This window comes from Bradyrhizobium sp. USDA3516 (assembly GCF_057651995.1).
The window spans coordinates 919,767-946,723 of the sequence record NZ_JBYGYN010000001.1; the positions used below are offsets into that span (position 1 = coordinate 919,767).

Below are 26,957 nucleotides of genomic sequence, written 5' to 3' on the forward strand. Positions count from 1 at the left end.
CTGCCTGCGCCCTCCCCCAATCATGGCACCCACAGCACATCCAACCGAATGAGGATGAGAATGGCCCGCCATCTTCCCACGCTCTCGATCGCGATGTCGGTGACGTCGCTGGCGCTGCTCGTCACGCAGCCGGCTTCTGCGGAAACCGTCAAGCTCGGCATCGGAACGCAGGATACCACGACCAACACGGTCACCGCAGGCGTCGTCATCCGCCAATTGCAGCTGCTCGAGAAGTACCTGCCGAAGGACGGCAAATACGCCAACATCAAGTTCGAGCTGGAATGGCAGAACTTCACCTCCGGTCCGCCCGTCACCAACGCGATGATGGCGAACAAGCTGCAGATCGGCATGATGGGCGACTATCCGCTCATCGTGAACGGATTCACCTTCGAGAGCAATCCGGAGAGCAAGAGCCGCCTCGTCGGCATCGCCGCCTACAGCCTGTCCGGCTCGGGCAACGGCCTCGTCGTCCACAAGGACTCACCCTATTACGACCTCGCCGATCTCAAGGGTAAGCTCGTCAGCGTGCCTTTCGGCTCCGCCGCGCACGGCATGGTGCTGAAAGCGATGCAGGATCGCGGCTATGCGTCCGATTTCTTCCAGCTCGTCAGCCAGAGCCCGGAGGTCGGCTCGACCAATCTGCAGGAGAAGAAGATCGACGGGCATGCCGATTTCGTCCCCTTTGCGGAATTGCTGCCCTTCCGCGGCTTCGCGCGGAAGATCTTCGACGGAGTCGAGACCAACTTGCCGACCTTCCACGGCATCGTGATTCGCACAGACTTCGCCGAAAAATATCCCGAGGTCGTCGTCGCCTATTTCAAGGCGCTGATCGCCGCCAACCAGTGGCTGCGCGCGGATCCCAAGCTGGCCGCCGAGAAGATCCAGGAATGGACCGGCATCAACAAGGAGGTCGTCTACATCTTCTTGGGGCCCGGCGGCAATATGACGACCGATCCGACGATCAAGCCGGCGCTGATCGATGCGGCCACGACCGACGTCAAGGTTCTGCAGAATCTCGGCCGCATGAAGGAGTTCGATCCGAAGAAATGGGTCGACGACAAATACATCCGCAAGGCCTATGCTGAAATGCAGCTCGATTACGACGCCCAGCTCGCGAGCACCAACAACTATGAGATCTCGGGCGAGGACAGCTTCTGCAAGAAGCCCATCGCCGATCCGCGCAAGGCGGGCGAAGTCTGGATCGACGGTGCAGGCATCATGCCCTTCTCGTCCGCCAGCTGCACGCTCGGCGCCTATGCCGACTACAAGGCCAAGGGCAAGAAGATCAACGTCGCCTACGTCTTCGACACCACGCGCGGCATCAAGCTGTTCGCCGATCAGGCCTTCTTCGCGGTCGGCAATGGCGAGATCGCCCCGTTCCTGCTGAAGAAGGACGCCGAAGCCTACGCCGCCAAGATCAGCGGCAAGGTGCTCGGCTTCGATGATGCGATGAAGGCCGCCGTCGGCGGAGGCAAGACGTGAGCAGCCCCGCCCTCGTCAGACAGCCCGAGGACAGCCTGCCGGCAACAGCACTTGCTGAGGCGGGCTCCGCGCCCGCCGCCATCACCCGGCCTTCGACGCCGTCCTCCTTCGCCACACTCGCCTTGCGCTGGTACCGGCTCAATCGGGCAGGACTGCGCGCGACCGCGATTGGCGTCATCTCGCTGCTCGCCTTCCTGCTGGTCTGGCATCTGCTCACGACATATCGGGTCGTGTTCTTCGTGCGCTTCACCAACGTGCCCTCGCCGCTCGCGGTCTACGACAGCTTCATAAAGGCGATTCACGATCCTAAATTCCTGATGCACGTCCTGCTCAGCTGCCGGCGAATCTTCATCGGATTCTCGCTCGCGGCGATCATCGGCGTGCCGCTCGGCCTGATCATGGGACGCTTCAAGCTGGTGCATGAGGTGATCTTCCCGGTCGCGGAGGTGCTACGGCCGATCCCAGCGATCGCCTGGGTGCCGATGGCGATCATGCTGTGGCCGACCAACGAGCAGAGCATCGTCTACATCACCTTCCTCGGCTCGTTCTTTCCGATCCTGGTCAACACACTGCACGGCATGTCGCTGGTCGACCCCGTGCTGGTACGCGCCGCGCAATGTCTCGGCGCGCGCGAACGCTCGATCTTCCGGGAGGTGTATTTTCCGGCCTCGCTGCCGCACATCTTCACCGGCCTCACCGTCGGCATGGGCGTCGCCTGGGTGTCGCTGATCGCCGCCGAGATGATCTCCGGTCAGTACGGCATCGGTTACTTCACCTGGGAAGCCTATTCGCTGGTCCAGTACGCCGACATCGCGCTCGGCATGATCGCGATCGGGGTGCTCGGCCTAGGGTCGAGCCTGCTGATCCGGGGCGCGGGGCAATTGGTAATGCCGTGGAGATCGACATGAGCGAGGTGCTAGCGAACAGCCCTAAAGGCCACATCGAAGTCAAGAACTTCTCCCTCGCCTACGAGACCATCGAGGGCGCGGTGCAGGCCGTCACCGACACGCAGATCCATGTGCGGCCCGGCGAGTTCGTGTCGATCGTCGGCCCGTCCGGCTGCGGAAAGTCGACGCTGCTCAATGCGGTCGCGGGCTTCCTCAAGCCGACGACCGGCGCAGTTACCGTCGACGGCGAGCGGGTAAACGGTCCGAGCGCCGAACGCGGCATGGTGTTTCAGCAATATTCTCTTTTTCCGTGGAAGACCGTGCGCGAGAACGTCGAGTTCGGCCTGAAGATGCGCGGCATGCCGCGCTCGCAGCGCGAACGCGCCGCGCGCACGCTGTTGGGGCTTGCGGGACTCGAAGCGTTCGAAAAGCACTATCCGGAAAAGCTCTCCGGCGGCATGAAGCAGCGCGTCGGCATCGTCCGCGCGCTCGCGACGGGACCGAAAGTGCTGTTGCTGGACGAGCCCTTCGGCGCGCTCGACGCGCAGACGCGCGTCATCATGCAGCAGATCCTCACCAATATGTGGCAGCGGTTGAAGATCTCGGTGTTGTTCGTCACCCACGACATTGACGAAGCCATCTTCCTGTCCGACCGCGTCTATTGCATGACCGCGCGGCCGGGCTCGATCAAGGCGGAGATCCCGATCCCGCTAGAGCGGCCGCGGCAGCAATCGATGATGATGTCGTCGGAATTTTTGGCGCTCCGCCGCGGGCTGATGTCGCTGATCCGCGAAGAGAGCCTGAAGGCGATGGGCGGAGAGATCACCGACTTGGGCATGCAAGGGCTGAACATCGAGCTGCACGGCCATTCGCTCGCGGACGTGATTTAGATTCCGCTTGCAGCATTGACGGTCACGTCGGGTGGGCAAAGGCGCCCTTGCGCCGTGCCCACCACCTCCCTCGATCGCGAAAATACGTGGGCACGCTTCCGCCTACGCTCTTCGAGGTACGGCGGACAAGTCGCTTTGCCACCCTCCGATAGCTTTGCCTGTTCACTTGAACCAGTGCACCAGCGCGATGCTGATTCCCAGCAGCAGGATCAGTGACAGCGTCACGGCCGCCGTCACCCGGCCGCCGACATTGGCGAGCACCCGCACGTCGACGCCAAGGCCGAGGGCGGCCATCGAGACCACCGTCAGAAAGCCCGTGATCGTCGTCACGGGGCCAACCACTGTCGCCGGCACGATCTCCAGCGAGCGCAGGGTCGCAAGCGCAAGGAAGCCGAGGATGAACCAGGGGACCAGGCGGAAGAAGCCGACGCTGGTTTTCTTGGCATCGCTCTGCCAGCGCGAGGCGACCAGCGACAGGCCGACGACGACCGGGCCGAGCATCAAGACACGCATCAGCTTCACCAGCGTGCCGATCTGGGTTGAGACGAGACCTGCCGGCACGGTTGCAGCAAGCACCTGCGGCACCGCGTAGACGGTGAGCCCGGCGAGAATGCCGTACTGCGTTGCAGACAATTGCAGCAGCGGGATCAGCAGCGGCAGGCCCAGCACCATCATCACGCCGAGGATCGCCGTAAACGAAATCGAGGACGCAATCTCGTCGTTGCTGGCGCCGATGATGGGTGCCACCGCAGCGATCGCGGAATTGCCGCAGATCGAGTTGCCGCAGGCAATCAGGATCGACAGCCGCGTCGACAAGCCGAGCAACCGGCTGAGCCCGAAGGAGACGCAGAGTGCGACCACGACGACCGCGGCAATGGAGGCGAGCAGCGCAATACCGGAAGCCGCGATTGCGGCGAAGCTGATGGAGGCCCCGAGCAGCATCACTGCGACTTCGAGCAGCTGCTTGGCGCTGAAGGCGATGCCGGCCTGCCAACGCGGGGCCGGCTTCCAGAAGCTGCGAACCGCCATGCCGAGCAGGATCGCCATGACCAGCGCCTCGACATAGGGATGCTCGAACACGCCCAGTTCGGCCCGCTCGAGCAGGGCCGACACGCCGGCAATCGCGACACAAAGGAGAATGCCCGGAATCAGCGCCGCAATACGGCCCGCGGCGGTGACCGGCTTGGAATCGGCCGGGCTGGATGCTTGATTCTGCGACACAAATCTCTCCCGAAGGAGAAGGATTTATACGCAGCAGGACCCGATTGGGAAATATGTTTTCGACATATCAGGTCCGAGAGAAGTTCTCTCCTGAGACCGGAATAAACAGCTTCAGAAGATCAGGTTCTTGGCCAGCGAGGCGAAGCGGCTGAAGCCGTCATAGATGCCCGGTTCGAAGAAGGCCGCACGGGCCAGCACGATGCCCGCAACCAGCGACCAGAACAGGGTGGTGCCGGCTCGCAGCAGGAGCTTCGAGGCGCGCGACTTCGGCTGGGTGTCCGTTGCGGACACCAGCTGCTCGCCGAAAGGCTCAAATCCAGTGCGTTCCATGGCTGCCAATCCACCGATTTCTGGCAGAAATGTCGTCGTTTCGGCTCCAAACAGCAATGGAAGCGATTGGCGTTTTTGCCTTCGTAAGGGGAAACTCCTTCCTTCTGACAGAGCCGCGGCGATAGTTTTCTTCTGCCCGCCTATTTGAACACCGCCGCTCCGGTCACGATGCCCTCGCCGTGTCGGCATCCCCCTAAGCCGCGAGCCCGCTCTCTACCGGCGCAAACTCCAGCCCCAGACTCTCCGCCACCGCCTTGTTCGTCACCCGGCCGCGATGCACGTTGAGGCCGTTGCGCAGATGCGGATTTTCCAGGACGGCCGCAAAGCCCTTGTTGGCGAGCATCAGGCCGAACGGCAACGTCGCGTTGTTCAGGGCCTGGCTCGATGTCACCGGCACCGCGCCCGGCATGTTGGCGACGCAATAATGCACGACGCCGTCGACCTCGTAGGTCGGCTCCGCGTGCGTGGTCGGGTGCGAGGTCTCGAAGCAGCCGCCCTGGTCGATCGCGACATCGACCAGCACGGCTCCCGGCCGCATCGATTTCAGCATCGCGCGCGTGACGAGCTTCGGCGCGCTGGCGCCGGGCACCAGCACGGCACCGATGACGACGTCGGCGGCGAACACCTCGTCCTCGACCGCCTCGATGGTCGAGAAACGGGTGCGCACGCGTCCGGCAAAGAGATCGTCCAGTTCGCGCAGGCGCGGGATCGAGCGGTCGATCACGGTGACCTCGGCACCTAGGCCGACGGCCATGCGCGCCGCCTGCGTTCCGACCACGCCGCCGCCGAGCACGACCACGCGTGCCGGCTGCACGCCGGGCACGCCGCCAAGCAGCAGGCCGCGGCCACCAGTCGAACGCTTGAGCGCGGCGCCGGCGGCCTCGATGGCGAGGCGGCCGGCGACTTCGCTCATCGGGGCGAGCAGCGGGAGGTGACCGCTCGCGTCCGTGACGGTTTCATAGGCGATTGCGGTGCAGCCGGAAGCAAGCAGGCCCTTGGCCTGCTCGGGATCCGGCGCAAGATGAAGGTAAGTGAAAAGGATCTGGCCTTCGCGAAGCTGAGCCCATTCGCTCTTCTGCGGCTCCTTCACCTTCACCATCATGTCGGACTTTGCGAAGATCTCGCGAGCGGTCTCGGCGATGGACGCCCCCGCCCGCCGGTACACCTCGTCGGACGCACCGATGCCGCTGCCGGCGCCGCTCTCGACTGTCACCTGGTGCCCGGCAGCGACGTATTCGCGGACCGCGCCCGGAGTGAGCCCGACGCGATATTCCTGCAGCTTGATCTCCTTGGGGACTCCGACGCGCATCTTGATCTCCCTCGCCAATGCTTTGATTCCATTGTTGATCCTAGCGAGAGGGTCGGTTTGGTTTCGTGCAAATATCCGCTACCTTGGCGGCGCCCGCGCCGGTTTCCGGCGCAAAAACGTCCTTTGACGCTGGAAACGAAACCTTGGCCCTCGACCGGAAAGACCTCGCCATCCTCGCGGAACTCACGACCAATGCGCGAGCCAGCCACACCGAGCTTGCCAACAAGATCGGCTTGTCGAGTACGGCGCTGGCGCGGCGGCAGAAGGCGCTGGAGGATGACGGCTACATCCAGGCCTACCAGGCCGCGCTCGACCTGGCCCAGTTCGGCCTCACCACCACGGTGCTGGTTCGCATCGCGCTGGAGAGCCAAAGCGACGAGGCGCTGAAGGCGTTCGAGGCAGAAGTGACGAAATGTCCCTCCGTCGTGCGCTGCTTCCTGATGTCGGGGACGGACGACTACATCCTGATCGTGCTCGCCCGCGACATCCAGGATTTCGAGCGCATCCATCGCACCGAGCTGTCCCGCCTGCCGCGCGTCGCACGGGTTCAGTCGAGCTTCGCGCTGCGTGAGATTGTCAACCGCGCGGTGCCGACCGTCGTGTTCGGCGAGACCAAGCGCTGATCTCCTCGATCTGATCGGGAGAACCGGTCGGGAACCAAGCAACCCGTCATCCGTTGGGCGCTATCGGCCAGCAGCGGCAACGCATTCTCGCGTCCCTTCCACAATTTGCCCGGCTCGGCCTTTCCGCAGGGAAAATAGAACATGGCCGACCTTACGATCCCCGAACGCATTCCGATCAACCTCGTCGTCAATGGCGAAAGCCGCGCGCTCGAGGTCGTGCCATGGACCACGCTTCTGGATGCGCTGCGTGACCGTCTGGACCTGACCGGCACCAAGAAAGGCTGCGATCACGGCCAATGCGGTGCCTGTACCGTGCTGATCGACGGAAGACGGGTAAATTCCTGCCTGACCCTGGCCGTCATGAAGGATGGCGCCGAGATCACGACCATCGAAGGCTTGGCAAAGGACGGCGCGCTGCATCCCTTGCAACAGGCCTTCATCGACCACGATGCCTTTCAGTGCGGTTATTGCACGCCGGGCCAGATTTGCTCTGCTGCGGGCCTGTTGGCCGAAGGCCGTGCGCGTGATGCGGATGGGATCCGGGAACTGATGAGCGGAAACCTCTGTCGCTGCGGTGCCTACCCCAACATCGTGGCTGCGATCGAACAGGCAATGAGCCGGCCATGAACAACTTCCGATATTCCCGCGCAAGTGACCTTGCCGACGCCATCCGCCTGCTCGCCGCCGATCCCGGCGCGAAGCTGATTGCCGGCGGCACCAACCTCATCGATCTGATGAAGGAGAACGTCGAACGCCCCTCCCGGCTGATCGACATCTCTCGCCTGCCGCTCCGCGACGTCGAGGAGACAGCGGACGGCGGTCTGCGCATAGGCGCCTTGGTGCCGAATTCGGACCTCGCCTACCACCCGTTGATTGAGCAGCGCTATCCGCTCCTTGCCAGCGCCATCCTGGCCGGCGCCTCCGCGCAACTACGCAACATGGCCTCGGTCGGCGGCAATCTGATGCAACGTACCCGCTGCCCCTACTTCTATGACACCACGACGCCGTGCAACAAGCGAAGCCCCGGCGCGGGCTGCTCGGCCCTCGATGGCCTCAACCGCAACCACGCCATCCTCGGCACCAGCAACTCCTGCATCGCGACCAATCCATCCGATATGAGCGTGGCCCTGGCCGCGCTCGGCGCGCTCGTGCATATCGCACGCCCCTCAGGTCAGCGCACCATCGCGCTGACGGATTTCCATCGGCTTCCCGAGGACAAGCCTCATCTCGATACCAATCTCGGCAGCGGCGAGATCATTATCGCCATCGAGCTGCCGCCGAACGGCTTTGCCCGAAACTACAGCTACCTGAAGATCCGCGACCGGCTGTCCTACGCCTTCGCTCTGGTCTCGGTCGCGGCCGCGCTCGAACTGGAGGGCAACGCGATCGGCGAAGCGCGCCTTGCGCTCGGCGGCGTGGCCCACAAGCCCTGGCGAAGCCTCGAAGCCGAAGCCGCTTTGCGCGGTCAGGCGGCAACACCGGATCATTTCGGGCGCGCCGCCGACCTGCTGCTGCAGGGAGCGACAGCACACTCCCATAATGGATTCAAGATCGAGCTGGCGCGCCGAGCCGTCGTGCGTGCGCTGATGCAGGCCGCAAGCGCCACGCCGCAATCACAAGCTCACAAGAAGATCGCATGAGGGCCCGATGAACGCCTATGTCGGAACACCAACGTCGCGCGTCGACGGCCGGGCCAAGGTCACCGGGGCAGCCAAATATGCCGGCGAATTCGCAGCAGACGGTCTCCTTCACGGCTTCGTGGTCGAGGCCACCATCGCGCGCGGGCGCATCGCTCGCCTCGACACCAGCGAGGCGCTGAAAGTGAAGGGCGTGGTCGACGTGCTCACCCATGCACATCGGCCGCCCCTTGCTGACAAGGACGAAGCCTGGAAGGACGAGGTGGCGCCGGAGAAGGGCTCGCCGTTCCGTCCGCTTTATGACGGCGTGGTCAAGTTCAACGGCCAGCCGATCGCACTGGTCGTCGCCGAGGACTGGGAGACCGCCAAGTTCGCCGCAACGCTCGTTCGTGTCGAATATGAGCAGGAGGCGTTTGCGACCGATCTCGAATCCGAACGCGGCAAGGCTGCCAAGGTGGATCCACCGCACAAGCCGCGTGGTGATGCCGCAGCAGCCCTGACGCGTGCGGCCGTGCGCCACGAGGCGGATTACGTCATTCCGACCGAACACCACAATCCGATGGAGCTCTTCGCGACGACGGCGGTCTGGAACGGTGATGGCGGGCTCACGGTCTATGACAAGACGCAGGGCGTTCAGAACGTCCAGAAGTTTCTCTGCAGCGTTTTCGGCAAGAAGCCCGACGACATCCGCGTGATCTCGCCCTATGTCGGCGGCGCCTTCGGCTCGGGCCTGCGGCCGCAGCACCAGGTGGTGCTGGCAACCCTTGCCGCGCTCGCACTGAAGCGCTCCGTCCGCGTCGTGCTGACGCGGCAGCAGATGTATGGCCTGGGCTATCGTCCCATGACCATCGAACACGTCGCGCTCGGTGCAAAGCCGGACGGCACCCTCGATGCGATCAGCCACGAAGCCGTTGCCGTGACCTCACGCTATGAGGATTTTTCGCGGAACGATACGGGCTGGGCCGAGCAGCTTTACAAGAGTCCCAACAGCAGCTTTTCGCACAAGCTCGTCGACCTCGACGTCTCGACACCCGCCGACATGCGCGCGCCGGGTGCTGCAACGGGCGTCTGCGCGCTCGAATGCGCCATGGACGAGCTGGCCGTCGCGCTCAAGCTCGATCCGGTCGAGCTGCGGCTGAGGTGCTACTCGGATCGCGACCAGAGCGAAAACCTGCCTTACACCAGCAAGCAGCTGCGCGAGTGCTACGCCCGCGGCGCGGAAGCGTTCGGCTGGAGCCGACGCAATCCGGCACCGCGATCCATGCGCGACGGCAAGGAGCTGGTCGGCTGGGGTATGGCGACTGGGGTGTGGGAGGCTCTGCAGATGCCGGTTGCCGTCCGCATCGTGCTGACGGCCAACGGCCATGCCGAGGTCTCCTGCGCCGCGTCCGATATCGGCACCGGCACCTACACCATCGTGGCGCAGGTCGCGGCCGATGCTCTCGGGCTGCCGATCGAGAATATCAGCGTGCGGCTCGCCGATTCGACCTTGCCGCAAGCCCCCGTCGAGGGCGGCTCCTGGATGGCGGCGTCGAGCGCGCATGCGGTCTTGGGAGCGGCCGAAGAGATTCGCGGGGAGCTCGCACGTCTCGCCAAGGCCATGCCGGGCTCACCGCTCGCTGACCTTGACGCCGCCAACGTCATCCTGACTGACGGCATGATCGCCAGCAGCGAGGGGCGCGGGGCCGCCGTCTCGATTGCGGATGTCATGCGCCACAGCAAGCTCGAGCGGATCGAAAGGGAGAAGCTCAACCAGTTCGCGGAAGACAAATCGCATGCCCGCAACACACATTCGGCGGTTTTCGCGGAGGTGAAGATCGACGAGGAGCTGGGAATTATCCGCGTCACCCGGATCGTGAATGCGGTCGCGGCCGGGCGCATCCTGAACACCAAGACCGGCCGCAGCCAGGTCATGGGCGGGGTGGTCTGGGGAATTGGAATGGCGCTGCACGAGGAAACGGTGATGGATCACCGCTTCGGCCGCATCATGAACGCGAACATTGCCGAATACCACATTCCCGTGAACGCCGACGTCCACGACATTGACGTCATTTTCGTCGATGAGCCCGACGACCGCATCAACCGGTTGGGCATCAAGGGACTCGGCGAAATCGGCATCGTCGGCGTGCCGGCCGCGATTGCGAACGCCGTCTACCATGCCACCGGCAAGCGCATCCGGCGCTTCCCGATCACGCTGGACAAGCTGCTGGAGTGAAGCGTCAGGCTAACCTTGCCGCAGCACTCGGACATGTCATCCAGATGTCATCGAATGTGCAGAGAGCTGTATCTTCCTGCACATTCGGGACCCGCCATGGACTATTTCAAGCGCTTCAACTTTCTGTTCGCCGCCCCTGTGTTCGATGCCGACGATCTCGAAGGCGTCCGCTTCAACCAGATCATCGAGGAGATCCAGCGCTCCGGCTTCGAGGTGGTCCGGGCCCGCAAGCTGGAGGATGCCGAGATGGCGGTGCAGACCGATGCCGCGATCGGCTGCATGGTGGTGGACTGGGGCAAGAAGGGCCTCGAAGGCAAGACCTCGGCGCTCATCAATCTAATGCGGCGCCGCGGCCTCGACTTCCCGATCATCCTCTTGATCCGCCGCAAGCGATTCGAGGATTTGCCGGTCGAGGTGCTCGATTTCATCGACGGCTATGTCTTCCTGTCCGAGGAGACGCCCACCTTCATCGCCAAGAACCTGATCAGCCGGCTGAAGCAATATGCGGAGACGCTGAAGACGCCGTTCTTCGGCGCGCTGGTCGACTATGCCGAGGAAGGCAACCAGCTCTGGACCTGCCCAGGGCACAATGGCGGCGTGTTCTACAATCGCAGCCCGATCGGGCGCGTGTTCGTCGAGCATCTCGGCGAATCCGTGTTCCGTGACGACCTCGACAATTCCGTGCTCGACCTCGGAGACCTCCTCACCCATGAGGGCCCGGCACTGAAGGCGCAGAAGGAAGCGGCGGCGATCTTCGGCGCGGAGAAGACCTATTTCGTGCTCAATGGCACCTCGACCTCGAACAAGGTCGCGCTGGGTGCCCTCGTCACCGACGGCGATCTCGTGCTGTTCGACCGTAACAACCACAAGGCCGCCCATCACGGCGCGCTGATGATCAATGGCGGCATCCCGGTCTATGTGCCGACCGTTCGCAACGCCTGGGGGCTGATCGGCCCGATGCGCTGGGACCGGCTCGATGAGAAGACCCTGCGCGAGGCGATCCGCAACCATCCCCTGGTGAGCGATCGCGACGCCTGGCGCAAGGAGCGGCCGTTCCGTGTCGCCGTGGTCGAGCAGTGCACCTATGACGGCTCGATCCACAGCGCCGAGATGATCATTGAGCGCATCGGCCATCTCTGCGACTACATCCTGTTCGACGAGGCCTGGGCCGGCTTCATGAAATTCCACCCGCTCTATGCCGGCCGCTTCGCGATGGGGCTAGCAAATCTTCCGCCCGATGCCCCCGGCATCATCGCGACGCAGTCGACCCACAAGCAGCTGGCAAGCTTCTCGCAGGCCTCGCAGATCCACATCAAGGACCGCCACATCCGCGGACAGAAGCGCCGCGTCGAGCACCGCCGCTTCAACGAGAGCTTCATGCAGCACGCCTCGACCTCGCCGTTCTACCCGCTGTTCGCCTCGCTCGACGTCGGCGCGCAGATGATGAAGGGCCGCTCCGGCGAAGTGCTGTGGGACGACACGATCCGGCTCGGCATCGAGCTGCGCAAGAAGATCCGCGCGATGCGCCGGGAGTTCGAGGAGAAGGAGCCAAATCCGGATCGCCGCTGGTTCTTCGAGCCGTTCGTTCCCGATCGCGTTGCCATTGCCGATGTCAGCCGCCCCGGCGCGGCGCACAATGTCGCCTGGGAGACCCTCTCGACCGACGAGCTCGCCACCAACCCCGCGCTGTGGCAGCTCTCCCCGGATACCAACTGGCACGGCTTTCCCGATCTCGCGGAAGGCTTTGCCATGACCGATCCGAACAAGCTGACGCTGCTCACGCCCGGGTTCGATCGTGCGACCGGCGCCTATGCCGAGCACGGCATCCCTGCCCCGGTCGTCGCGCAATATCTGCGCGAAAACCGCATCGTCCCCGAGAAGAACGACCTCAACTCCCTGCTCTTCCTGCTCACGCCCGGCGTCGAGGCGAGCAAGGCGGGCACGCTGATCTCCGGCCTCGTCGCGTTCAAGAGGCTGCATGACGACAATGCGCTGCTGGCCGACGTCATCCCCGAATTCTATCAGAGGCGGCAAGCGCGCTACGCCGGTGCGCGGCTGCGCGACCTCTGCGGCGAGATGCACCGTTTCTTCCGCGCCGCCGATGTCAGCGCGCTCCAGGCCCGGCAGTTCATGCCTGAGCACATGCCCGAGATCGCGATGTCGCCCCGCGATGCCGCGCGCCATCTGTTCAGGAACGACGTCGACTACCTCCCGATCGAGGCGATCGCCGGCCGTATCGCGACCACGCCGTTCGTGGTCTACCCGCCCGGCATCGCCACCATCGTTCCCGGCGAGCGGCTGACGGAACAGGCCAAGCCCATGATCGATTATCTCAAGATGTTCGAGACCTGCTTCAACACATTTCCGGGCTTCGACGTCGAGATCCAGGGCGTCTACAAGGAGGTCGATGCGAACGGACGCATCGGGCTCTACACTTATGTCGTGGCCGAGTAGATGCCGATGAACGAAGCAGCTGCGCGCGCGAGTGATGAACCCGTCCTGGTTCGGCCATCACGCGAGAGTGACGTCGAGGCGATGCTGGCGATCTACCGCCATCACGTCCGCAACGGCGTGCAGCGCGATGTCGAGGGAACGGGTGCGCCGGAGCCGGACGATCTGCGCGACCGGCGCAAGAACCTGAAGCAGACCCGCCTGCCGCATCTGGTTGCGACCTGGCGCGGCGAGGTCGTCGGCTACGCCTATGCCGTGCTGTTCCGCAAGCGGCCGGCCTATCGCTACACCGCCAAGCACTCGATCTATGTCCACCATGCCCATCTCGGCCGCGGGGTCGGACGGCTGTTGCTGCAGGAATTGATCGACGCCTGCGCGGCGACCGGCTTCCGCCAGATGATCGGCTATATCGATGCAGATAACGCACCCTCGCTGGCGCTGCACGAGCGGTTCGGCTTCGCACGCGCCGGCCTGCTCAGCGGCGTTGCCTATCGCCACGGCCGCTGGTCCGACACCGTCATGGTGCAACGCTCGCTCGGCGCGGGGACGACGACGCCCCCGCCCGTCACGGCACCCGGGCGTTAGGCCTTACGACGGAAAGTCGGCGGGTCTCACATGGATGCGGTCGGCGTGCAGTGACCAATGATGCAACGCCTGGTCCTTGCAAAACCTCGCTTTCGCCCGTTCCCTGGCCTCGTCCTCGTCGGCGGCGTCGATCTCGAGCGTGCCCTGGCAAACCTCGCATTGCCGGCCGTATTCGCCGAGCACGTCCTTCATGAACCTGACGACATAAGTTGACATGGGACCTCCCTGCCTGCCCGCCGGCACTCTAGTCCCATTTAGGGCGGACGGGGAAAGGAGATCTTGACGCGGATCAAGGCCGGGCTCAGTTCCCGGCCGTCATCCAGGGCACGTTTGGTGCGCCCTACCCCGGCGTCACGCCAAAAGCCTGCTTGAAGCGCTCGGCAAAGCGCGGCCAGGCTTCGGGATTGATGATGCGCGGCGGGCGCTTGCCGTCGAGCACATCCAGCACCTGCTCGGCGGCGATCCGGCCCATGTTCTGGCGCGCCTCGATGGTGACGCCTGCCGTGTGCGGGCTCGCCAGCACGTTGTCGAACTGGAGCAGCGGATGCTCCGGCGGCGGCGGCTCCTTGGACCAGACGTCGAGGCCGGCACCGGCGATGCGCTTGTCGCGCAGCGCCTGCAGCAGCGCGTCCTCGTCGTGGATGAAGCCGCGTGCGGTCGTGATGAAATAGGCATGCGGCTGCATCAGCGCGAATTCGCGTGTGCTGATCAAGTTGCGGCTGCCCTTGTTGAGCGGGCAGGAGATCGAGACGAAATCGGCGCGGCGCAACAGCTCGTCGAGCTCGACCTTCTGCCCGCCCCGCTCGGCCATCACCTCCGCCGACAAATACGGATCGTAGGCCAGCACCGTCATGCCGAGCAGGCCCTTGCACAAGGCGGCGATGCGCCGGCCGACATTGCCGAGGCCGATGATGCCAACGGTCTTGCCCTCGACCTCGTTGCCGACCAGATCGTTGCGGTTGACGTCGCGCTCCCGGCGCAGCCGGCGATCCGACTGGATGATGCCCTTGGACAGCGTCAGCATCATCGCCAGCGCGTGCTCGGCGACCGAATGGGCGTTGCCGCCGGACTGATTGACGACCACGACGCCTGCCTCCGTGCAGGCCTCGACGTCGACGGGATCGAAGCCGGCACCGTTGCTGGAGACCAGCAGCAGATTCGGCGTCCGCTTCAGGAAGGCGGCATCGACATGGAAATGCGGGGCGAGCTCGTCGCGGGCGGCGCCGATCTGGTAGACGTGGGCAGCGCCGAGGAGCGGTCCATAGACATCCTCAGGGCTTGCGTTTTCGATGCGATCGAGCCGCACGTCGGGCCGCGCCTTCAGGATGTCGATATAGATCGGATTGGCCAAATAATTGGAGTAGACGACGCGCTTGTTGTTGACGGACATCAGGACCCTTCCGGCTCGTTCGCGGGAGATCCGCAAGGTCAGCGCGATGCGCGCCCGCCCGTGCCCCTCCCGTGTTCTGGTTGTCGCCGCTTATGCCATGGCGGTGCCGGCCACGGCAGGTCTGCTGGCGCAGATCATGGTGCCGGCACGGACATGTTGACAATCCCGCCGCCCGCGTCAAGTTCGGCAGACCGCCGCGACAGCCACAACCAAGAAGCATGCGCGGCCCCAGGGAGAGCGCGATGGCGATTGCGGAACGGCAGACGCAGGGAAGCAGCGATGGCAGCTGGTACGGCATCGTCCTGCAAACCTTGAAGCGGAACGAGATCAGCCTGATCCCTTACGTGCCGGACCGCGTGCTGACGCCGCTGATCAAGAATTTGCACGCCGATCCTTTCTTCACCACCTTCGCAACCGCGCGCGAGGAAGAGGCCGTCGGCATCGTTGCCGGCGCCTGGATGGGCGGACGGCGCGGCGCGGTGCTGATGCAGACCTCCGGCTTTGCCACGCTCGCCAACGTGCTCGCCTCGCTCGCAGTGCCCTACCAGATTCCGCTGATCATGTTCGTCTCCGAGCGCGGCACGCTCGGCGAGTTCAACTACGGCCAGTCGCTGGTCTGCCGCACCATGCGACCGGTGCTGGATTCGCTGGCGCTGGAGCACCACACCATCACCAGGCTCGACGAGCTCGAATTCATCACCGACCGCTCGATCAGGCAGGCCGTCACCACGCAGGCGCCGGTGGCCTTGATCCTCAACCCGCTGCTGACGGGCGGCAAGGTCTTCGACAAGTGAGGCCGGCCAAATGAATACAGGCATGAACACTCGCAATACCAAGGTGATGAGCCGCTTCGACGTCACCTCGCGGCTGATCGCGAAACTGAAGCACGAGGAAGCCGTGATCGGCGGCATCGGCAACACCAATTTCGATCTGTGGGCTGCCGGCCACCGCCCGCAGAACTTCTACATGCTGGGCAGCATGGGACTCGCCTTCCCCATCGCGCTCGGCGTAGCGCTGGCGCAGCCCGACCGCCGGGTCTTCGCGCTCGAAGGCGACGGATCGCTCCTGATGCAGCTCGGCGCGCTCGCGACGATTGCAGCCCTGAAGCCGAAGAATCTCACGATGATCGTGATGGATAACGGCATCTACCAGATCACGGGCGCGCAGCCGACACCGGCAGCGAACGTTGCCGACATCGTCGCCATCGCCATCGGCTCGGGAGTTGCGAGCAGCGCCTGGGCCGCCGACGAGGAGGATTTCGAGCGGCTGGTCGACGACGCGATGGCTGCTTCCGAGCCGAGCCTGATCGCGGTCAGGATCGACGACAAGCCCGGCGTGGGCACCACCCGGCGCGACCCCGTGCAGATCCGGGAACGCTTCATGCATGGCCTGGGCGTGCGCGAGCCACTTTGAGGTTTCGTCATTAACTACACGTCGATCTGATGACGGGACCGTACCAGCCCGTTGCAAATCTGTGCTAAGCGGGCCGAATGCCCAGTTTGGTTCGTACCTTTGCCTGGCTGCTCGCGGCCGCCGTTACGTTCGCCACCCTCGGTCCTCCCGGCCTGCGGCCTCATTCCGACCTCGGGCAGGACGGCGAGCATGCGCTCGCTTTCATCCTGGTCGGACTGGCCTTCGGCCTCGCCTATCGGCGCCGGCGCCTGCTGATTGCAGCGGCCGCGGTCGTCCTGATCGGCGCGCTCGAGCTGATGCAATTTTGGGCGCCCGGCCGCCATGCGCGGCTGGAGGATTTTCTGGTCGATGCTGCGACCACCTGCCTCGGCTTTGCGCTCGCGGCCGCGGCTGAATGGCTGCTCTCGCGCTTTCGCACCAGATCCGCCGTGACAAGCGAAGGCCCCGCGGAGTGACGCTCCGTAGGGCCCTGCTCAGTACAGAGGATTGCGTCGATCAGTCGATGATCTTGACCACGCGGCGTGTGCGCGGCTCGACGATCACACGGCGATCGTTGACGACCGCATAGCGATACTCGGTGTAGTTCGGCACGGGCCGCAACACCACCGTCGGGGGAAGCGGCTCCCCGACCACGACGCGTTCTTCGACCACGACGGACTCGCTGCGCGGGATGCCGCCCAGTACCGCATTCGGGATCTCGAGGCCGGCGCCGACGGCCGCACCGACGGTGCCGCCGACCATCGCGCCGATCGGACCGCCGATATCGCCGCCCGCACGCGCGCCGTCTCGGGCGCCCTGTTCGGTCGTCGACTGGGCAAAGGCTGCGCTCGACGCCAGCAGCGAGGCGGCAGCCAACGTAATCGCAAGACGGGTTTTCATGTCCTGATGTCTCCAGTGTTTGTTATGCGCCTTCAACCCGCGGGGCCGGAGCATGTTCCGGTTCCCTGCGACAAAGATGCATCGCTGGATAGTGTTACCGTGTAACAGTTCAGGCCGCGGCGATCTCGTGCCCCGCCATCAGTTCCAGCGCCCGCACCATGGCGGAGTGATCCCAGGCTTTGCCGCCATGTGCGGTGCAGGACGAGAACAATTGCTGCGCGACCGCCGTGCTCGGCAGCGACAGGCCGAGTGCTCGCGCGCCTTCGAGCGCGAGATTGAGATCCTTCTGGTGCAGCTCGATGCGGAAACCCGGATCGAAGTTGCGCTTCACCATGCGCTCGCCATGCACCTCCAGAATGCGCGAGGAGGCAAAGCCGCCCATCAGCGCCTTGCGCACCAGCGCTGGATTCGCACCGGCCTTGGATGCGAACAACAGCGCCTCGCTCACGGCTTCGATGGTGAGTGCGACGATGATCTGGTTGGCGACCTTTGTGGTCTGCCCGTCGCCGTTGGCGCCGACATGGGTGACGTTCTTGCCCATCTTGTCGAAGATCGGCTTCATGATGCCGAAGGCCCGCTCTGGTCCGCCGACCATGATGGTGAGGCTCGCAGCCTTTGCACCGACCTCCCCGCCCGACACCGGCGCATCGAGATAATCGGCGCCGAGCGCCTCGATCTTCTTCGCGAACTCCTTCGTCGCCAGCGGCGAGATCGAGCTCATGTCGACAACGATCTTGCCCTTGGAGATGCCGCTGGCGACACCGTCCTTGCCAAACAGCACGGCCTCCACATGCGGCGTATCTGGCACCATGATGATGACCGTGTCCGCCTGCTCCGCGACCTCCCTGGCGGATGTGCAGGCGATGCCGCCCGCGGCAATCAGCTCCGGCGCGATCGGCGCAACGTCATGCAGGGAGACGCGATGGCCCGCGGCCAGGAGATGGCCGGCCATCGGCCGTCCCATGGTGCCAAGTCCGATGAAGCCGATGTTGGTCATATCTTGTTCCTCTAGATTTGGGCTAAGTCGAGCCACGGACTCGGTGCACCTCTCCCGCTTGCGGGGGAAGTCGGCGCGCAGCGCCGGGTGGGGGCTCTTTCAACTGGGGGATTGTCTCAGTACGCCTCAGGGAGTCCCATTGCGAAGACACCCTCTCCCCGACCCTCTCCCGCAAGCGGGTGAGGGAGCGCACCATCACCGGAGCTTCCTTACGTCTCGAATGTCTGCGCCGCGTGCCACGACAGGCCCTCCAGCGTCGTGGTGCGCGGCTTGTATTCGCAGCCGATCCAGCCGCGATAGCCGATCGCGTCGAGGTGGCGGAACAGAAAGGGATAGTTGATCTCGCCGGTGCCGGGCTCATGGCGGCCGGGATTGTCGGCAAGCTGGACGTGGGCAATCTGAGACAGATATTCCTGCATGGTGCGGGCGAGATCGCCCTCCATGATCTGCATGTGGTAGATGTCGTATTGGATGAAGAGGTTGTTCGACCTCACCTCGGAGATCAGCTGCACCGCCTGCTCGGTGCCGTTGAGGAAGAAGCCGGGAATATCGAGCGTGTTGATGGGCTCGACCAGCAGCTTGATGTTCTCCCGCGCCAGCGTCGAAGCCGCAAAACGCAGATTCCCGACCAGCGTCTCCCGAAGCTCGTGCGGATCGGCATCAACAGGCGCGATGCCGACGAGGCAGTTGAGCTGCTCGCAATCGAGCGCCTTGGCATAGTCGATGGCGCGAAACACGCCGTCGCGGAATTCGGCGGTGCGGTCGGGCAGGATCGCAATGCCGCGCTCTCCACCGGCCCAGTTGCCGGCGGGGAGATTGTGCAGCACCTGCGTCAGCCCGTGGGCCTCGAGCTGCTCGCGCAGCTGCGCCTTGTCGAAATCATAGGGGAAGAGATATTCGACTCCGGCAAAGCCCGCCGCCTTTGCCGCCGCGAAGCGGTCGAGGAACGGCATCTCGTTGAAGAGCATGGTGAGGTTGGCGGCAAATTTCGGCATGGTGCTTCTTCCCCTATTCCGCCGGCTGCAGCACGCGCGTGGTGCCGACCTCGTCGAGAGGAAGGTCCAGCACCTCCTCGAATTCGACGATGTTGTCGATCTCCGTGCCCATCGCGATGTTGGTGACGCGTTCGAGGATGAACTCGACCACGACAGGCACGCGGTGCTTGGCCATCAATTCGCGCGCGGTCGCAAACGCTGCCTGCGTGTCCTTTGGGTCGGTGACGCGGATCGCCTTGCAGCCGAGGCCTTCGGCGACCGTGACGTGGTCGACGCCATAGACGCCGATCTCGGGCGCGTTGATGTTCTCGAAGGAGAGCTGGACGTGATAGTCCATCTCGAAGCCGCGCTGGGCCTGGCGGATCAGGCCGAGATAGGAATTGTTCACGACGACATGGATGTAGGGCAGATTGAACTGCGCGCCGACCGCGAGCTCCTCGATGAGGAACTGGAAGTCGTAGTCGCCGGAGAGCGCCACGATCTCGCGCTCTGGACACGCCGCGCGCACGCCAAGCGCGGCCGGCAGGGTCCAGCCGAGCGGACCCGCCTGCCCGGCGTTGATCCAGTTGCGGGGCTTGTACACGCCGAGGAATTGCGCGCCGGCGATTTGCGACAGGCCGATCACGGTGACATAGGTGGTGTCGCGGCCGAACGCCTTGTTCATTTCCTCGTAGACGCGCTGCGGCTTGATCGGGACGTTGTCGAAATGGCTCTTGCGCAGCATCGTCTTCTTGCGGTCGCGGCAGGCCGCAGGCCACGCCTGGCGCTCGCGGAGCCTGCCTGACCGCCGCCACTCCCTGGCGACGGCGACGAACAGTTCGAGCGCGGCCTTTGCGTCCGAGACGATGCCGAGATCGGGATTGAACACGCGCCCGATCTGCGTCGGCTCGATGTCCACGTGAACGAATTTGCGACCCTTGGTGTAGGTGTCTACCGAGCCGGTGTGGCGGTTGGCCCAGCGGTTGCCGATGCCGAGCACGAAGTCGGATTCCAGCAGGGTAGCATTGCCATAGCGGTGGCTGGTCTGGAGGCCGACCATGCCGGCCATCAGCACGTGATCATCGGGGATCGCGCCCCATCCCATCAATGTCGGCACGACGGGTACGTTGGCGATCTCGGCGAACTCGACCAGCAGGTCCGAGGCGTCGGCGTTGATGATGCCGCCGCCCGCGACGATCAGCGGCCGCTCGGCGGCGTTGAGCATCTCCAGCGCCTTCTCGACCTGCTTGCGCGTCGCGGCGGGCTTGTAGACCGGCAGCGGCTCATAGGTCTCGTCGTCGAACTCGATCTCGGCGAGCTGCACGTCGAGCGGCATGTCGATCAGCACCGGCCCCGGCCTGCCTGAGCGCATCACATGAAAGGCCTGGCTGAACACACGCGGCACCAGCGCCGGCTCGCGCACGGTCACCGCCCACTTCGTGACGGGCTTTGCGATCGACTCGATGTCGACGGCCTGGAAATCCTCCTTGTAGAGCCGCGCCCGCGGCGCCTGCCCGGTGATGCAGAGGATCGGGATGGAATCGGCGATCGCCGAATAGAGCCCGGTGATCATGTCGGTGCCGGCCGGCCCGGAGGTGCCGATGCAGAGCCCGATATTGCCCGCCTTCGCCCGCGTATAGCCCTCCGCCATGTGCGAAGCGCCCTCGACATGACGCGCCAGGATGTGGCGGATCGAGCCACGCTTCTTCAGCGCCGAGTAAAGCGGATTGATCGCAGCGCCGGGAACCCCGAAGGCCGTCGAGATACCTTCCTTGTCCAGGATACGCACGGCCGCATCGACAGCTCGCATCTTCGCCATATCGAACCTCGCTCAAATTGCATCAGCGAGCGAGATCATCAGGTGTGCAGAAGCCGATCTCAACGAGATCGATTTTATTTTCCACGATGCGGCAGTCCCGGAAAAACCGCGGCGGTTTCAATCGGATAAATCGAGGAATGCGTGAAAGCAGATCACTCGAACAGTGGCGCCAGCTGCATCTGCGGCACCAGCACGAGGCCCTTGTCGGTGATGCGAATTTCCGGAATGACCGATAGCGGAATCAAATTGAAGCCCATGTACGGGATGGTACAGCCGGCCTCGGCCCATTCCTTCTTCAGCGCCTTGAGCTCTTCGGCCACCTCCGTGACGCGCTTATCGGAGAGCAGGCCCGCGATTGGCAGCGGAACCAGCGCCCTCACCTCGCCGTCGGCGACGACGCAGACGCCGCCCTGCTGCTCCTTGATCGCGGCGATGGCGACCTGCATGTCGCCCTCGTTGGTACCGGCGACAATGAGATTGTGGCTGTCGTGACCGACGCTGGAAGCGACCGCGCCGCGCTTCAGGCCGAAATCCTTCAGGAGCCCATGGGCAACGTTGCCGGCGGATTTGCCATGCCGCTCGACCACCGCGACGAAGCAGAGGCCATAGCGCGCGAACAGAGAGGACCAGTCTTTTGCGGGTTCGATCTCCACTCTCTCGTGAATCAGCGTGATGCCGGGCAACGCAGTCTTGATCGCGTTGACGGTGCAGGCCTTTGCGGGCAGCTCCGGCGTCAACTTCATCTTCTCCGGCAGCTTCACGGTCGCATAGGCCGCCTTCGGATATTGATAACGCTGCGACAGCGCCTGATCCAGCCTCGGGGTGATCTTGCCGTGCTCGACCACGAGCTCGCCGCCATACCAGGTGCATTGCGGCTTGAGATTGTCGTCCATCAGCACGAGATCGGCGCGGCGGCCGCCGCCGAGCCCGCCGATATCGCCCTCCATGCCGAAGCGCGTGGCGCCATGCAGCGAGCCCATCGACCAGGCCTGTTCAGGCGACATCCCGGCCTTCACGGCTTCCCTCACCACCCAGTCGAGACCGAACATCAGGAGATCGTCGGCGTCGCGGTCGTCCGTGCACACGGCCGTGCGCTTGTGCGAGGCCCCGAGCTCGGTGATCGTTCGGATCGCTTGCGGCAGCGAATGCCAGGGCGTGGTCGGCGGTCCCCCGCGCAAAAACACCCAGACGCCGGCATCGAGCAGGTCATCGGAAATGTCGCGGTCGATCGCCTCGTGGGTGTCGGTGACGCCGGATGCCGCATAGGCCGCGACGAATTCGCGGCCGTAAACATGGCCGGAGACGGGACGCCCGCGCTTCAAGGCTGCGGCGAGGATGGCATGGCTGCGCTCGTCGCCCATCGTAACAGGCACGAAATCCATCTTCTCGCCGAGTGCCACCGCTTCGGGCCAGCGGTCGAACAGGCTGGCGATCTTGTCCGGCGTGAGGTCGCCGCCTGCCGTTTCAAGCTCAGCCGAGGTCGCAGGGACGGTGCTCGGCACCGTCAGGAAGATCGAGAGCGGCGCCTCGCGCGCATCTTCCAGCATCGCCTCCACCCCGGCGACGTCCATGACGTTTCCGATCTCGTGGCTGTCGCAGAAGATCGTCGTGGTGCCGTTGAGCAGCGCGGCCTCGGCATAGGCGCAGGCCGTCACCATCGAGGATTCGATGTGAATGTGTGGATCGACCAGGCCCGGCGCGATGATGCCGCCGGCCGCGTCATAAAGCGGAATATCGCTCCAGGCCTTCTTCGCTGTACCGGCCGGCTTCACCGCCGCGATGCGGCCGCCTGATATCCAGACCTCGCGCCCCGGATGGATACGCTCGGAATAGGTCGAGAGCACGCGCGCTCCCGTGACGACGAGATCCGGCGTGACACGAACTGAAGCGACGTCGGCGAGGCGCCGCGTCATGCTGTGCAGCGGCGCGACAGTGAAGCGGGTGAGCTTGGTCATGGGAACCTCGCATGGCGTTACGGGCGAGCCATGGTTACGCCCCGCGCCACACCGGGCAAGCTCAAAGATGGCGGTGCGTCCTGCTTACGCCTTAGGCGCGGAAGCGCTGGCTGGCCTTGCACGTCGACGCGGGTTCCGCGCTCTCGGCGCCGCCGCGGTGGCGGGATTAACCCGAATCCGCATCGACCGGCCCTTCGGCTCGTCGATCTCGAACGAATTGGTTTTGCGCACCAGGTCGCTCAGCTTGCGGAAACCATACGTTCTCGGATCGAAATCGGAGGCGAGATTGGCGAGTTGCCGGCCGACCTCTCCGAGCGTCACCCAGCCGTCCTCGCTCTCCATCTGGGTGATGACCTTCTTGATCACGGGCACGGCGGCATCAGGCGGTTGAAGCGACGTCGGCCTTACGACGGTATCCTGATTGTTCACCGGCGCGGCAAGCAGATTCTCCGTATAGACGAATCTTCGGCAGGCCTGCCGGAAACTCTCCGGCGTCTTCTGCTCGCCAAAGCCAAACACATCGATGCCCTGCTCTCGGATGCGTGCGGCAAGGCGCGTAAAGTCGCTGTCGGACGATACCAGGCAAAAGCCATCGAAGCGTCCGCTGTGAAGCAGGTCCATCGCATCGATGACAAGGGTGATGTCGGATGCATTCTTGCCCGTCGTGTAGGCGAACTGCTGCTGCGGAATGATGGCGTGTTTCGACAGAATGTCGGCCCAGCCCCTTGATCGCGCGTTGGAGAAATCGCCGTAGATGCGGCGAACGCTGGCCTCGCCGATCTTGGCAATCTCCTCGAACAGTCCATCCGCGATTTTGGCGGAGGCATTGTCGGCATCGATCAGGACGGCCAGACGAGGCGAGCGAACTTCCGATGGCATGACAATTCCCCGGGGTATGACGCAGCATTAGAGCATGTGTGCGTCAGAACGGCTAATCCTCGTTCGCCTTGAACCGGCCGAGCCCTCTCAAGACGAAGGGGGCCACCAGCGCGATCAGCGCGATCCCGAGCAACGTCGCCGAGATCGGGCTCTGCAGCAGCGTCATGGGGTCGCCGAGGCTGATCGCGAGCGCGCGGCGGAGCTGGCTTTCGGCGATAGGGCCGAGGATCAGGCCGACGACGACGGGCGCGATCGGGAAATCGAACCGGCGCATCAGGAAACCGAGCACACCGAAACCGGCGAGCATCGACAGTTCCACCACCGACGGTTTTGCCGCGATGGTGCCCATGGTCGCGAACACGAGGATGCCGGCATAGAGCCAAGGCTGCGGGATCGCGAGCAGCCGCACCCACAGGCCGACCAGCGGCAGATTGAGCACCAGCAGCATCGTGTTGGCGATGAACAGGCTGGCGATCAAGCCCCACACGAGATCAGGCCGCTCGGCGAACAGCAGCGGGCCCGGGTTGAGGCCGTATTGCTGGAAGCCCGCCAGCATCATCGCGGCGGTCGCCGAAGTCGGCAGTCCGAGTGTCAGCAGCGGCACCAGCGTGCCGGCGGCGGACGCGTTGTTGGCGGCTTCGGGACCGGCGACGCCTTCGATCGCGCCCTTGCCGAACTCTTCGGGGTGCTTCGTCAGCCGCTTCTCGGTCGAATAGGACAGGAAGGTCGGGATCTCGGCGCCACCGGCCGGCAGCGCACCGATCGGGAAACCGAACATCGTCCCGCGCAGCCATGGCTTCCAAGACCGCTTCCAGTCCTCCTTGGTCATCCACAGCGAGCCGCGCACCGGCTCCAGCTTCTCCTCGGTGTGGTGGCGGCGCGATGCGACGTAGAGTGCTTCGCCCACCGCGAACAGCCCGACCGCAAGCGTCGTTACCTCGACGCCGTCGAGCAGTTCAGGGATGCCGAACGCAAGCCGCGCCTGACCGGTCAGCTTGTCGATGCCGACGAGGCCGAGTGTCAGACCGATGAACAGGCTGGTCAGTCCGCGGATCGGGGAATCGCCGAAGGTCGCGGATACCGTGACGAAGGCAACGCACATCAGCGCGAAGTAATCCTCGGGGCCGAAGCGCACGGCGACATCGACCAGCCATGGCGCGAGGAAGGCAAGGCCAATGGTGGCGATGGTGCCGGCGACGAAGGAGCCGATTGCGGCGGTCGCGAGGGCCGGCCCGCCGCGGCCCGCTTTTGCCATCTTGTTGCCTTCGAGCGCGGTCGCCATGGAGGCGCTCTCGCCGGGCGTATTGATCAGGATCGCGGTGGTCGATCCGCCGTACATGCCGCCATAATAGATGCCGGCGAACATGATCAGCGAGCCGCCGGGGTCGAGCTTGTAGGTCACCGGCAGCAGCAGCGCGACCGTCAATGCCGGGCCGATGCCGGGCAGAACGCCCACGGCCGTGCCGAGGAACACGCCGATCAGTGCGTAAAGCAGGTTCATCGGCTGGACGGCGACCGCCATGCCGTGAGCGAGCGCGGCAAAGGTATCCATCACAGCAGTCGCTCCAGCGGGCCGGCAGGCAGGCTCAGCGTCAACAGCCGGTCGAACGCGAGGTAAATGAGGGTCGACATCACGAGGGCAATAATGGCGTCGATGAGAATGGCACGGCGCCCGAAGGCCGCCGAGGTCGTCACGAACAGCGCCGAGGTCGCCAGGATGAAGCCGCCGCCAAGTCCGATAATCGCGATCAGCAGCGCAAGACCGACGAGGATCAGAACCACAGGCACGGGATCGGCGCTTTCGCGGGCCGGTAAATTGCCGCGCAGTGCGTCGATGAAATTGCCGATCGCAACCAGCGCAAGGCCGCAGGCGACCACAACCGGCATCGCCTCCGGTCCCATCCCGTACATCGCCGTGGATTGCAGGCCGCGCGCGTCCCAGACCAGCACGGCGGCGAGCACCGCAAGCGATGCCGCGATGACAAGGCCGGCGCGGTCGACACGCCGCGACGGCTGGACGGGATCACCCGACGCGCGATCTTGGGTCATGACTTGACCAGGCCGACCGATTTCAGCACGTCGGTGACCCGGGCCGTTTCCTTCTTCAGGAAGTCGGCGAAAGCGTCGCCGCCGAGATAGGCGTCCTCCCAGCCCTTCTGCTTGAGGATCTCTTTCCAGGCGTCAGACTTCACCATCTTCTCGACCGCATCGCTCAAGGTCTTGCGCTGCTCCGGTGTGATACCGGGAGGCGCGACCACCGAACGCCAATTGGCGATCACGAGGTCGATGCCCTGCTCCTTGAAGGTGGGGATGTCGCTGCCTGCGATGCGCTTCTCCGAGGTCACACCGATCGCGCGCAGCTTGCCGGACTTGATCTGCCCTTCATATTCGCTGAGGCCCGAAATGCCGGCGGTGACCTTGCCGCCGAGGATCGCTGCCAGCGACTCGCCGCCGCCGGAGAACGGGATGTAATTGATCTTCTTGGCGTCGGCACCGACGGCGCCGGCGAACAAGGCCGCCATCACATGGTCGACGCCGCCGGCCGAACCGCCGGCGAAGGTGACCTTGGCAATATCCGCCTTCACCGCGGCAGCCAAGTCCTGCGCGTTCTTGATCGGCGAATTGGCGGGAACCACGATAACCTGGATTTCCTCGGTGAGGCGCGCGATCGGCGTCACCTGCTCCAGCGTCACGGGTGACTTGTTCATGGCGAGCGCGCCGACCATGACGAAGCCGTTGACCATCATCTGGTTGCCGTCGCCCTTGGCGCCGTTGACGAATTGCGCGATGCCGACGCTGCCACCTGCGCCGGGAACGTTGGTGACCTGCACGCTGCGGGCAACGCCCGCAGCCACCAGCGCCTGCTGCATCGAGCGCGCTGTCTGGTCCCAGCCTCCGCCCGGAGCCGCCGGCGCCATCAGCTTGAGCTCGAGCTGCTGGGCAAAGCCCGGATTGGCAGCCGCCAAGGTCAACGCGACGGCTGCGCCGACAAGGCGCATGGGAAATCGGAACATGAGGGCA

Annotated in this window: 26 protein-coding genes; 12 read left to right on the plus strand and 14 right to left on the minus strand. The window is 64.5% G+C overall.

Translation table 11 applies throughout. The features are described from left to right. The first annotated feature begins 60 nt into the window (after window positions 1-60). From AC24YW_RS04480 to AC24YW_RS04490, 3 genes are read left to right on the plus strand one after another with little or no spacing between them, the layout of a single operon-like run. Complete coding sequence (locus AC24YW_RS04480) at window positions 61-1,482, plus strand: ABC transporter substrate-binding protein (RefSeq protein WP_487481569.1); 1,422 nt, start codon at window positions 61-63, stop codon at window positions 1,480-1,482. Then, window positions 1,479-2,390 carry an ABC transporter permease gene (locus AC24YW_RS04485; RefSeq protein ID WP_487481570.1) on the plus strand — a complete coding sequence of 304 codons (912 nt, stop codon included), beginning with the start codon at window positions 1,479-1,481 and terminating at the stop codon, window positions 2,388-2,390. Before AC24YW_RS04480 ends, AC24YW_RS04485 begins: the two co-directional genes overlap by 4 nt. Then, the gene (locus tag AC24YW_RS04490; RefSeq protein ID WP_487481571.1) at window positions 2,387-3,259 is read left to right on the plus strand and encodes an ABC transporter ATP-binding protein; all 873 of its coding nucleotides are present in this window, start codon (window positions 2,387-2,389) and stop codon (window positions 3,257-3,259) included. Before AC24YW_RS04485 ends, AC24YW_RS04490 begins: the two co-directional genes overlap by 4 nt. A gap of 162 nt (window positions 3,260-3,421) precedes the next feature. Here AC24YW_RS04490 and AC24YW_RS04495 read toward each other — a convergent pair whose 3' ends face one another. The 3 genes from AC24YW_RS04495 to ald form a co-directional block, all read right to left on the minus strand. Next, the gene (locus AC24YW_RS04495; protein WP_487481572.1) at window positions 3,422-4,480 is read right to left on the minus strand and encodes a YeiH family protein; all 1,059 of its coding nucleotides are present in this window, start codon (window positions 4,478-4,480) and stop codon (window positions 3,422-3,424) included. A 111-nt stretch (window positions 4,481-4,591) separates the two neighbouring features. Then, window positions 4,592-4,810 carry a hypothetical protein gene (locus AC24YW_RS04500; protein ID WP_487481573.1) on the minus strand — a complete coding sequence of 73 codons (219 nt, stop codon included), beginning with the start codon at window positions 4,808-4,810 and terminating at the stop codon, window positions 4,592-4,594. Between the two features lie 193 nt (window positions 4,811-5,003). Further along, on the minus strand, window positions 5,004-6,119 hold the full coding sequence (gene ald / locus AC24YW_RS04505; protein ID WP_487481574.1) for an alanine dehydrogenase: 1,116 nt from the start codon (window positions 6,117-6,119) through the stop codon (window positions 5,004-5,006). 143 nt (window positions 6,120-6,262) lie between these two features. On the opposite strand from ald, the gene AC24YW_RS04510 reads away from it, so the two are divergent. From AC24YW_RS04510 to AC24YW_RS04535, 6 genes are all read left to right on the plus strand, one after another. Next, entirely contained in the window at window positions 6,263-6,742 is a 480-nt protein-coding gene (locus tag AC24YW_RS04510) for an Lrp/AsnC family transcriptional regulator (protein ID WP_025035213.1), read from the plus strand. A 141-nt stretch (window positions 6,743-6,883) separates the two neighbouring features. Continuing rightward, a complete protein-coding gene (locus tag AC24YW_RS04515; protein ID WP_487481575.1) occupies window positions 6,884-7,369 on the plus strand; it encodes a (2Fe-2S)-binding protein in 486 nt (161 codons plus the stop codon). After that, window positions 7,366-8,382 carry an FAD binding domain-containing protein gene (locus AC24YW_RS04520; protein WP_487481576.1) on the plus strand — a complete coding sequence of 339 codons (1,017 nt, stop codon included), beginning with the start codon at window positions 7,366-7,368 and terminating at the stop codon, window positions 8,380-8,382. The genes AC24YW_RS04515 and AC24YW_RS04520 overlap by 4 nt, the downstream gene beginning before the upstream one ends. Window positions 8,383-8,389: 7 nt before the next feature. Then, window positions 8,390-10,594 (plus strand): xanthine dehydrogenase family protein molybdopterin-binding subunit, encoded by a 2,205-nt coding sequence (locus tag AC24YW_RS04525; RefSeq protein WP_487481577.1) that lies wholly within the window; start codon window positions 8,390-8,392, stop codon window positions 10,592-10,594. Window positions 10,595-10,690: 96 nt separating this feature from the next. Then, window positions 10,691-13,048, plus strand: coding sequence for an Orn/Lys/Arg family decarboxylase (locus tag AC24YW_RS04530; RefSeq protein WP_487481578.1), 2,358 nt, complete (start codon window positions 10,691-10,693; stop codon window positions 13,046-13,048). A 6-nt stretch (window positions 13,049-13,054) separates the two neighbouring features. After that, window positions 13,055-13,630, plus strand: coding sequence for an N-acetyltransferase family protein (locus tag AC24YW_RS04535; RefSeq protein WP_487481579.1), 576 nt, complete (start codon window positions 13,055-13,057; stop codon window positions 13,628-13,630). Window positions 13,631-13,633: 3 nt separating this feature from the next. On the opposite strand, the gene AC24YW_RS04540 is transcribed toward AC24YW_RS04535, so the two are convergent. Next, a complete protein-coding gene (locus AC24YW_RS04540) occupies window positions 13,634-13,846 on the minus strand; it encodes a hypothetical protein (RefSeq protein ID WP_036005605.1) in 213 nt (70 codons plus the stop codon). A 124-nt stretch (window positions 13,847-13,970) separates the two neighbouring features. Further along, window positions 13,971-15,020, minus strand: coding sequence for a hydroxyacid dehydrogenase (locus AC24YW_RS04545; RefSeq protein WP_487481580.1), 1,050 nt, complete (start codon window positions 15,018-15,020; stop codon window positions 13,971-13,973). 242 nt (window positions 15,021-15,262) lie between these two features. On the opposite strand from AC24YW_RS04545, the gene AC24YW_RS04550 reads away from it, so the two are divergent. From AC24YW_RS04550 to AC24YW_RS04560, 3 genes are all read left to right on the plus strand, one after another. Further along, complete coding sequence (locus AC24YW_RS04550) at window positions 15,263-15,814, plus strand: thiamine pyrophosphate-binding protein (protein WP_487481581.1); 552 nt, start codon at window positions 15,263-15,265, stop codon at window positions 15,812-15,814. 22 nt (window positions 15,815-15,836) lie between these two features. Continuing rightward, window positions 15,837-16,433 (plus strand): thiamine pyrophosphate-dependent enzyme, encoded by a 597-nt coding sequence (locus AC24YW_RS04555; RefSeq protein ID WP_487481582.1) that lies wholly within the window; start codon window positions 15,837-15,839, stop codon window positions 16,431-16,433. Between the two features lie 77 nt (window positions 16,434-16,510). Beyond that, on the plus strand, window positions 16,511-16,888 hold the full coding sequence (locus AC24YW_RS04560) for a VanZ family protein (RefSeq protein WP_487481583.1): 378 nt from the start codon (window positions 16,511-16,513) through the stop codon (window positions 16,886-16,888). A 40-nt stretch (window positions 16,889-16,928) separates the two neighbouring features. Here AC24YW_RS04560 and AC24YW_RS04565 read toward each other — a convergent pair whose 3' ends face one another. From AC24YW_RS04565 to AC24YW_RS04605, 9 genes are all read right to left on the minus strand, one after another. Further along, window positions 16,929-17,312 (minus strand): DUF1236 domain-containing protein, encoded by a 384-nt coding sequence (locus AC24YW_RS04565; RefSeq protein WP_487481584.1) that lies wholly within the window; start codon window positions 17,310-17,312, stop codon window positions 16,929-16,931. A gap of 109 nt (window positions 17,313-17,421) precedes the next feature. After that, window positions 17,422-18,309, minus strand: a complete 888-nt coding sequence (locus AC24YW_RS04570; RefSeq protein WP_487481585.1) for a 2-hydroxy-3-oxopropionate reductase — start codon at window positions 18,307-18,309, stop codon at window positions 17,422-17,424. Window positions 18,310-18,518: 209 nt separating this feature from the next. Beyond that, complete coding sequence (gene hyi, locus AC24YW_RS04575; protein ID WP_487481586.1) at window positions 18,519-19,304, minus strand: hydroxypyruvate isomerase; 786 nt, start codon at window positions 19,302-19,304, stop codon at window positions 18,519-18,521. Window positions 19,305-19,317: 13 nt separating this feature from the next. After that, window positions 19,318-21,102 carry a glyoxylate carboligase gene (gene gcl, locus AC24YW_RS04580; RefSeq protein ID WP_487481587.1) on the minus strand — a complete coding sequence of 595 codons (1,785 nt, stop codon included), beginning with the start codon at window positions 21,100-21,102 and terminating at the stop codon, window positions 19,318-19,320. Between the two features lie 152 nt (window positions 21,103-21,254). Beyond that, window positions 21,255-23,057 carry an adenine deaminase gene (locus tag AC24YW_RS04585; RefSeq protein WP_487481588.1) on the minus strand — a complete coding sequence of 601 codons (1,803 nt, stop codon included), beginning with the start codon at window positions 23,055-23,057 and terminating at the stop codon, window positions 21,255-21,257. A gap of 84 nt (window positions 23,058-23,141) precedes the next feature. Continuing rightward, window positions 23,142-23,936 (minus strand): NYN domain-containing protein, encoded by a 795-nt coding sequence (locus AC24YW_RS04590; RefSeq protein ID WP_487481589.1) that lies wholly within the window; start codon window positions 23,934-23,936, stop codon window positions 23,142-23,144. Window positions 23,937-23,988: 52 nt separating this feature from the next. Further along, the gene (locus AC24YW_RS04595; RefSeq protein ID WP_487481590.1) at window positions 23,989-25,488 is read right to left on the minus strand and encodes a tripartite tricarboxylate transporter permease; all 1,500 of its coding nucleotides are present in this window, start codon (window positions 25,486-25,488) and stop codon (window positions 23,989-23,991) included. Further along, window positions 25,488-25,985, minus strand: coding sequence for a tripartite tricarboxylate transporter TctB family protein (locus AC24YW_RS04600; RefSeq protein ID WP_487481591.1), 498 nt, complete (start codon window positions 25,983-25,985; stop codon window positions 25,488-25,490). The genes AC24YW_RS04595 and AC24YW_RS04600 overlap by 1 nt, the downstream gene beginning before the upstream one ends. Then, window positions 25,982-26,950: a Bug family tripartite tricarboxylate transporter substrate binding protein gene (locus AC24YW_RS04605; RefSeq protein WP_197946532.1), complete on the minus strand. Its 969-nt coding sequence runs from the start codon at window positions 26,948-26,950 to the stop codon at window positions 25,982-25,984. The genes AC24YW_RS04600 and AC24YW_RS04605 overlap by 4 nt, the downstream gene beginning before the upstream one ends. Window positions 26,951-26,957: the final 7 nt, after the last annotated feature.

Coding starts and splice junctions, on each gene's coding strand:
- AC24YW_RS04480 (WP_487481569.1), top strand. CDS start 61: ATGGCCCGCCATCTTCCCACGCTCTCGATCGCGATGTCGGTGACGTCG.
- AC24YW_RS04490 (WP_487481571.1), top strand. CDS start 2,387: ATGAGCGAGGTGCTAGCGAACAGCCCTAAAGGCCACATCGAAGTCAAG.
- AC24YW_RS04500 (WP_487481573.1), bottom strand. CDS start 4,810: ATGGAACGCACTGGATTTGAGCCTTTCGGCGAGCAGCTGGTGTCCGCA.
- ald (WP_487481574.1), bottom strand. CDS start 6,119: ATGCGCGTCGGAGTCCCCAAGGAGATCAAGCTGCAGGAATATCGCGTC.
- AC24YW_RS04515 (WP_487481575.1), top strand. CDS start 6,884: ATGGCCGACCTTACGATCCCCGAACGCATTCCGATCAACCTCGTCGTC.
- AC24YW_RS04520 (WP_487481576.1), top strand. CDS start 7,366: ATGAACAACTTCCGATATTCCCGCGCAAGTGACCTTGCCGACGCCATC.
- AC24YW_RS04525 (WP_487481577.1), top strand. CDS start 8,390: ATGAACGCCTATGTCGGAACACCAACGTCGCGCGTCGACGGCCGGGCC.
- AC24YW_RS04530 (WP_487481578.1), top strand. CDS start 10,691: ATGGACTATTTCAAGCGCTTCAACTTTCTGTTCGCCGCCCCTGTGTTC.
- AC24YW_RS04535 (WP_487481579.1), top strand. CDS start 13,055: ATGAACGAAGCAGCTGCGCGCGCGAGTGATGAACCCGTCCTGGTTCGG.
- AC24YW_RS04540 (WP_036005605.1), bottom strand. CDS start 13,846: ATGTCAACTTATGTCGTCAGGTTCATGAAGGACGTGCTCGGCGAATAC.
- AC24YW_RS04545 (WP_487481580.1), bottom strand. CDS start 15,020: ATGTCCGTCAACAACAAGCGCGTCGTCTACTCCAATTATTTGGCCAAT.
- AC24YW_RS04550 (WP_487481581.1), top strand. CDS start 15,263: ATGGCGATTGCGGAACGGCAGACGCAGGGAAGCAGCGATGGCAGCTGG.
- AC24YW_RS04555 (WP_487481582.1), top strand. CDS start 15,837: ATGAACACTCGCAATACCAAGGTGATGAGCCGCTTCGACGTCACCTCG.
- AC24YW_RS04560 (WP_487481583.1), top strand. CDS start 16,511: ATGCCCAGTTTGGTTCGTACCTTTGCCTGGCTGCTCGCGGCCGCCGTT.
- AC24YW_RS04565 (WP_487481584.1), bottom strand. CDS start 17,312: ATGAAAACCCGTCTTGCGATTACGTTGGCTGCCGCCTCGCTGCTGGCG.
- AC24YW_RS04570 (WP_487481585.1), bottom strand. CDS start 18,309: ATGACCAACATCGGCTTCATCGGACTTGGCACCATGGGACGGCCGATG.
- hyi (WP_487481586.1), bottom strand. CDS start 19,304: ATGCCGAAATTTGCCGCCAACCTCACCATGCTCTTCAACGAGATGCCG.
- gcl (WP_487481587.1), bottom strand. CDS start 21,102: ATGGCGAAGATGCGAGCTGTCGATGCGGCCGTGCGTATCCTGGACAAG.
- AC24YW_RS04585 (WP_487481588.1), bottom strand. CDS start 23,057: ATGACCAAGCTCACCCGCTTCACTGTCGCGCCGCTGCACAGCATGACG.
- AC24YW_RS04590 (WP_487481589.1), bottom strand. CDS start 23,936: ATGCCATCGGAAGTTCGCTCGCCTCGTCTGGCCGTCCTGATCGATGCC.
- AC24YW_RS04595 (WP_487481590.1), bottom strand. CDS start 25,488: ATGGATACCTTTGCCGCGCTCGCTCACGGCATGGCGGTCGCCGTCCAG.
- AC24YW_RS04600 (WP_487481591.1), bottom strand. CDS start 25,985: ATGACCCAAGATCGCGCGTCGGGTGATCCCGTCCAGCCGTCGCGGCGT.
- AC24YW_RS04605 (WP_197946532.1), bottom strand. CDS start 26,950: ATGTTCCGATTTCCCATGCGCCTTGTCGGCGCAGCCGTCGCGTTGACC.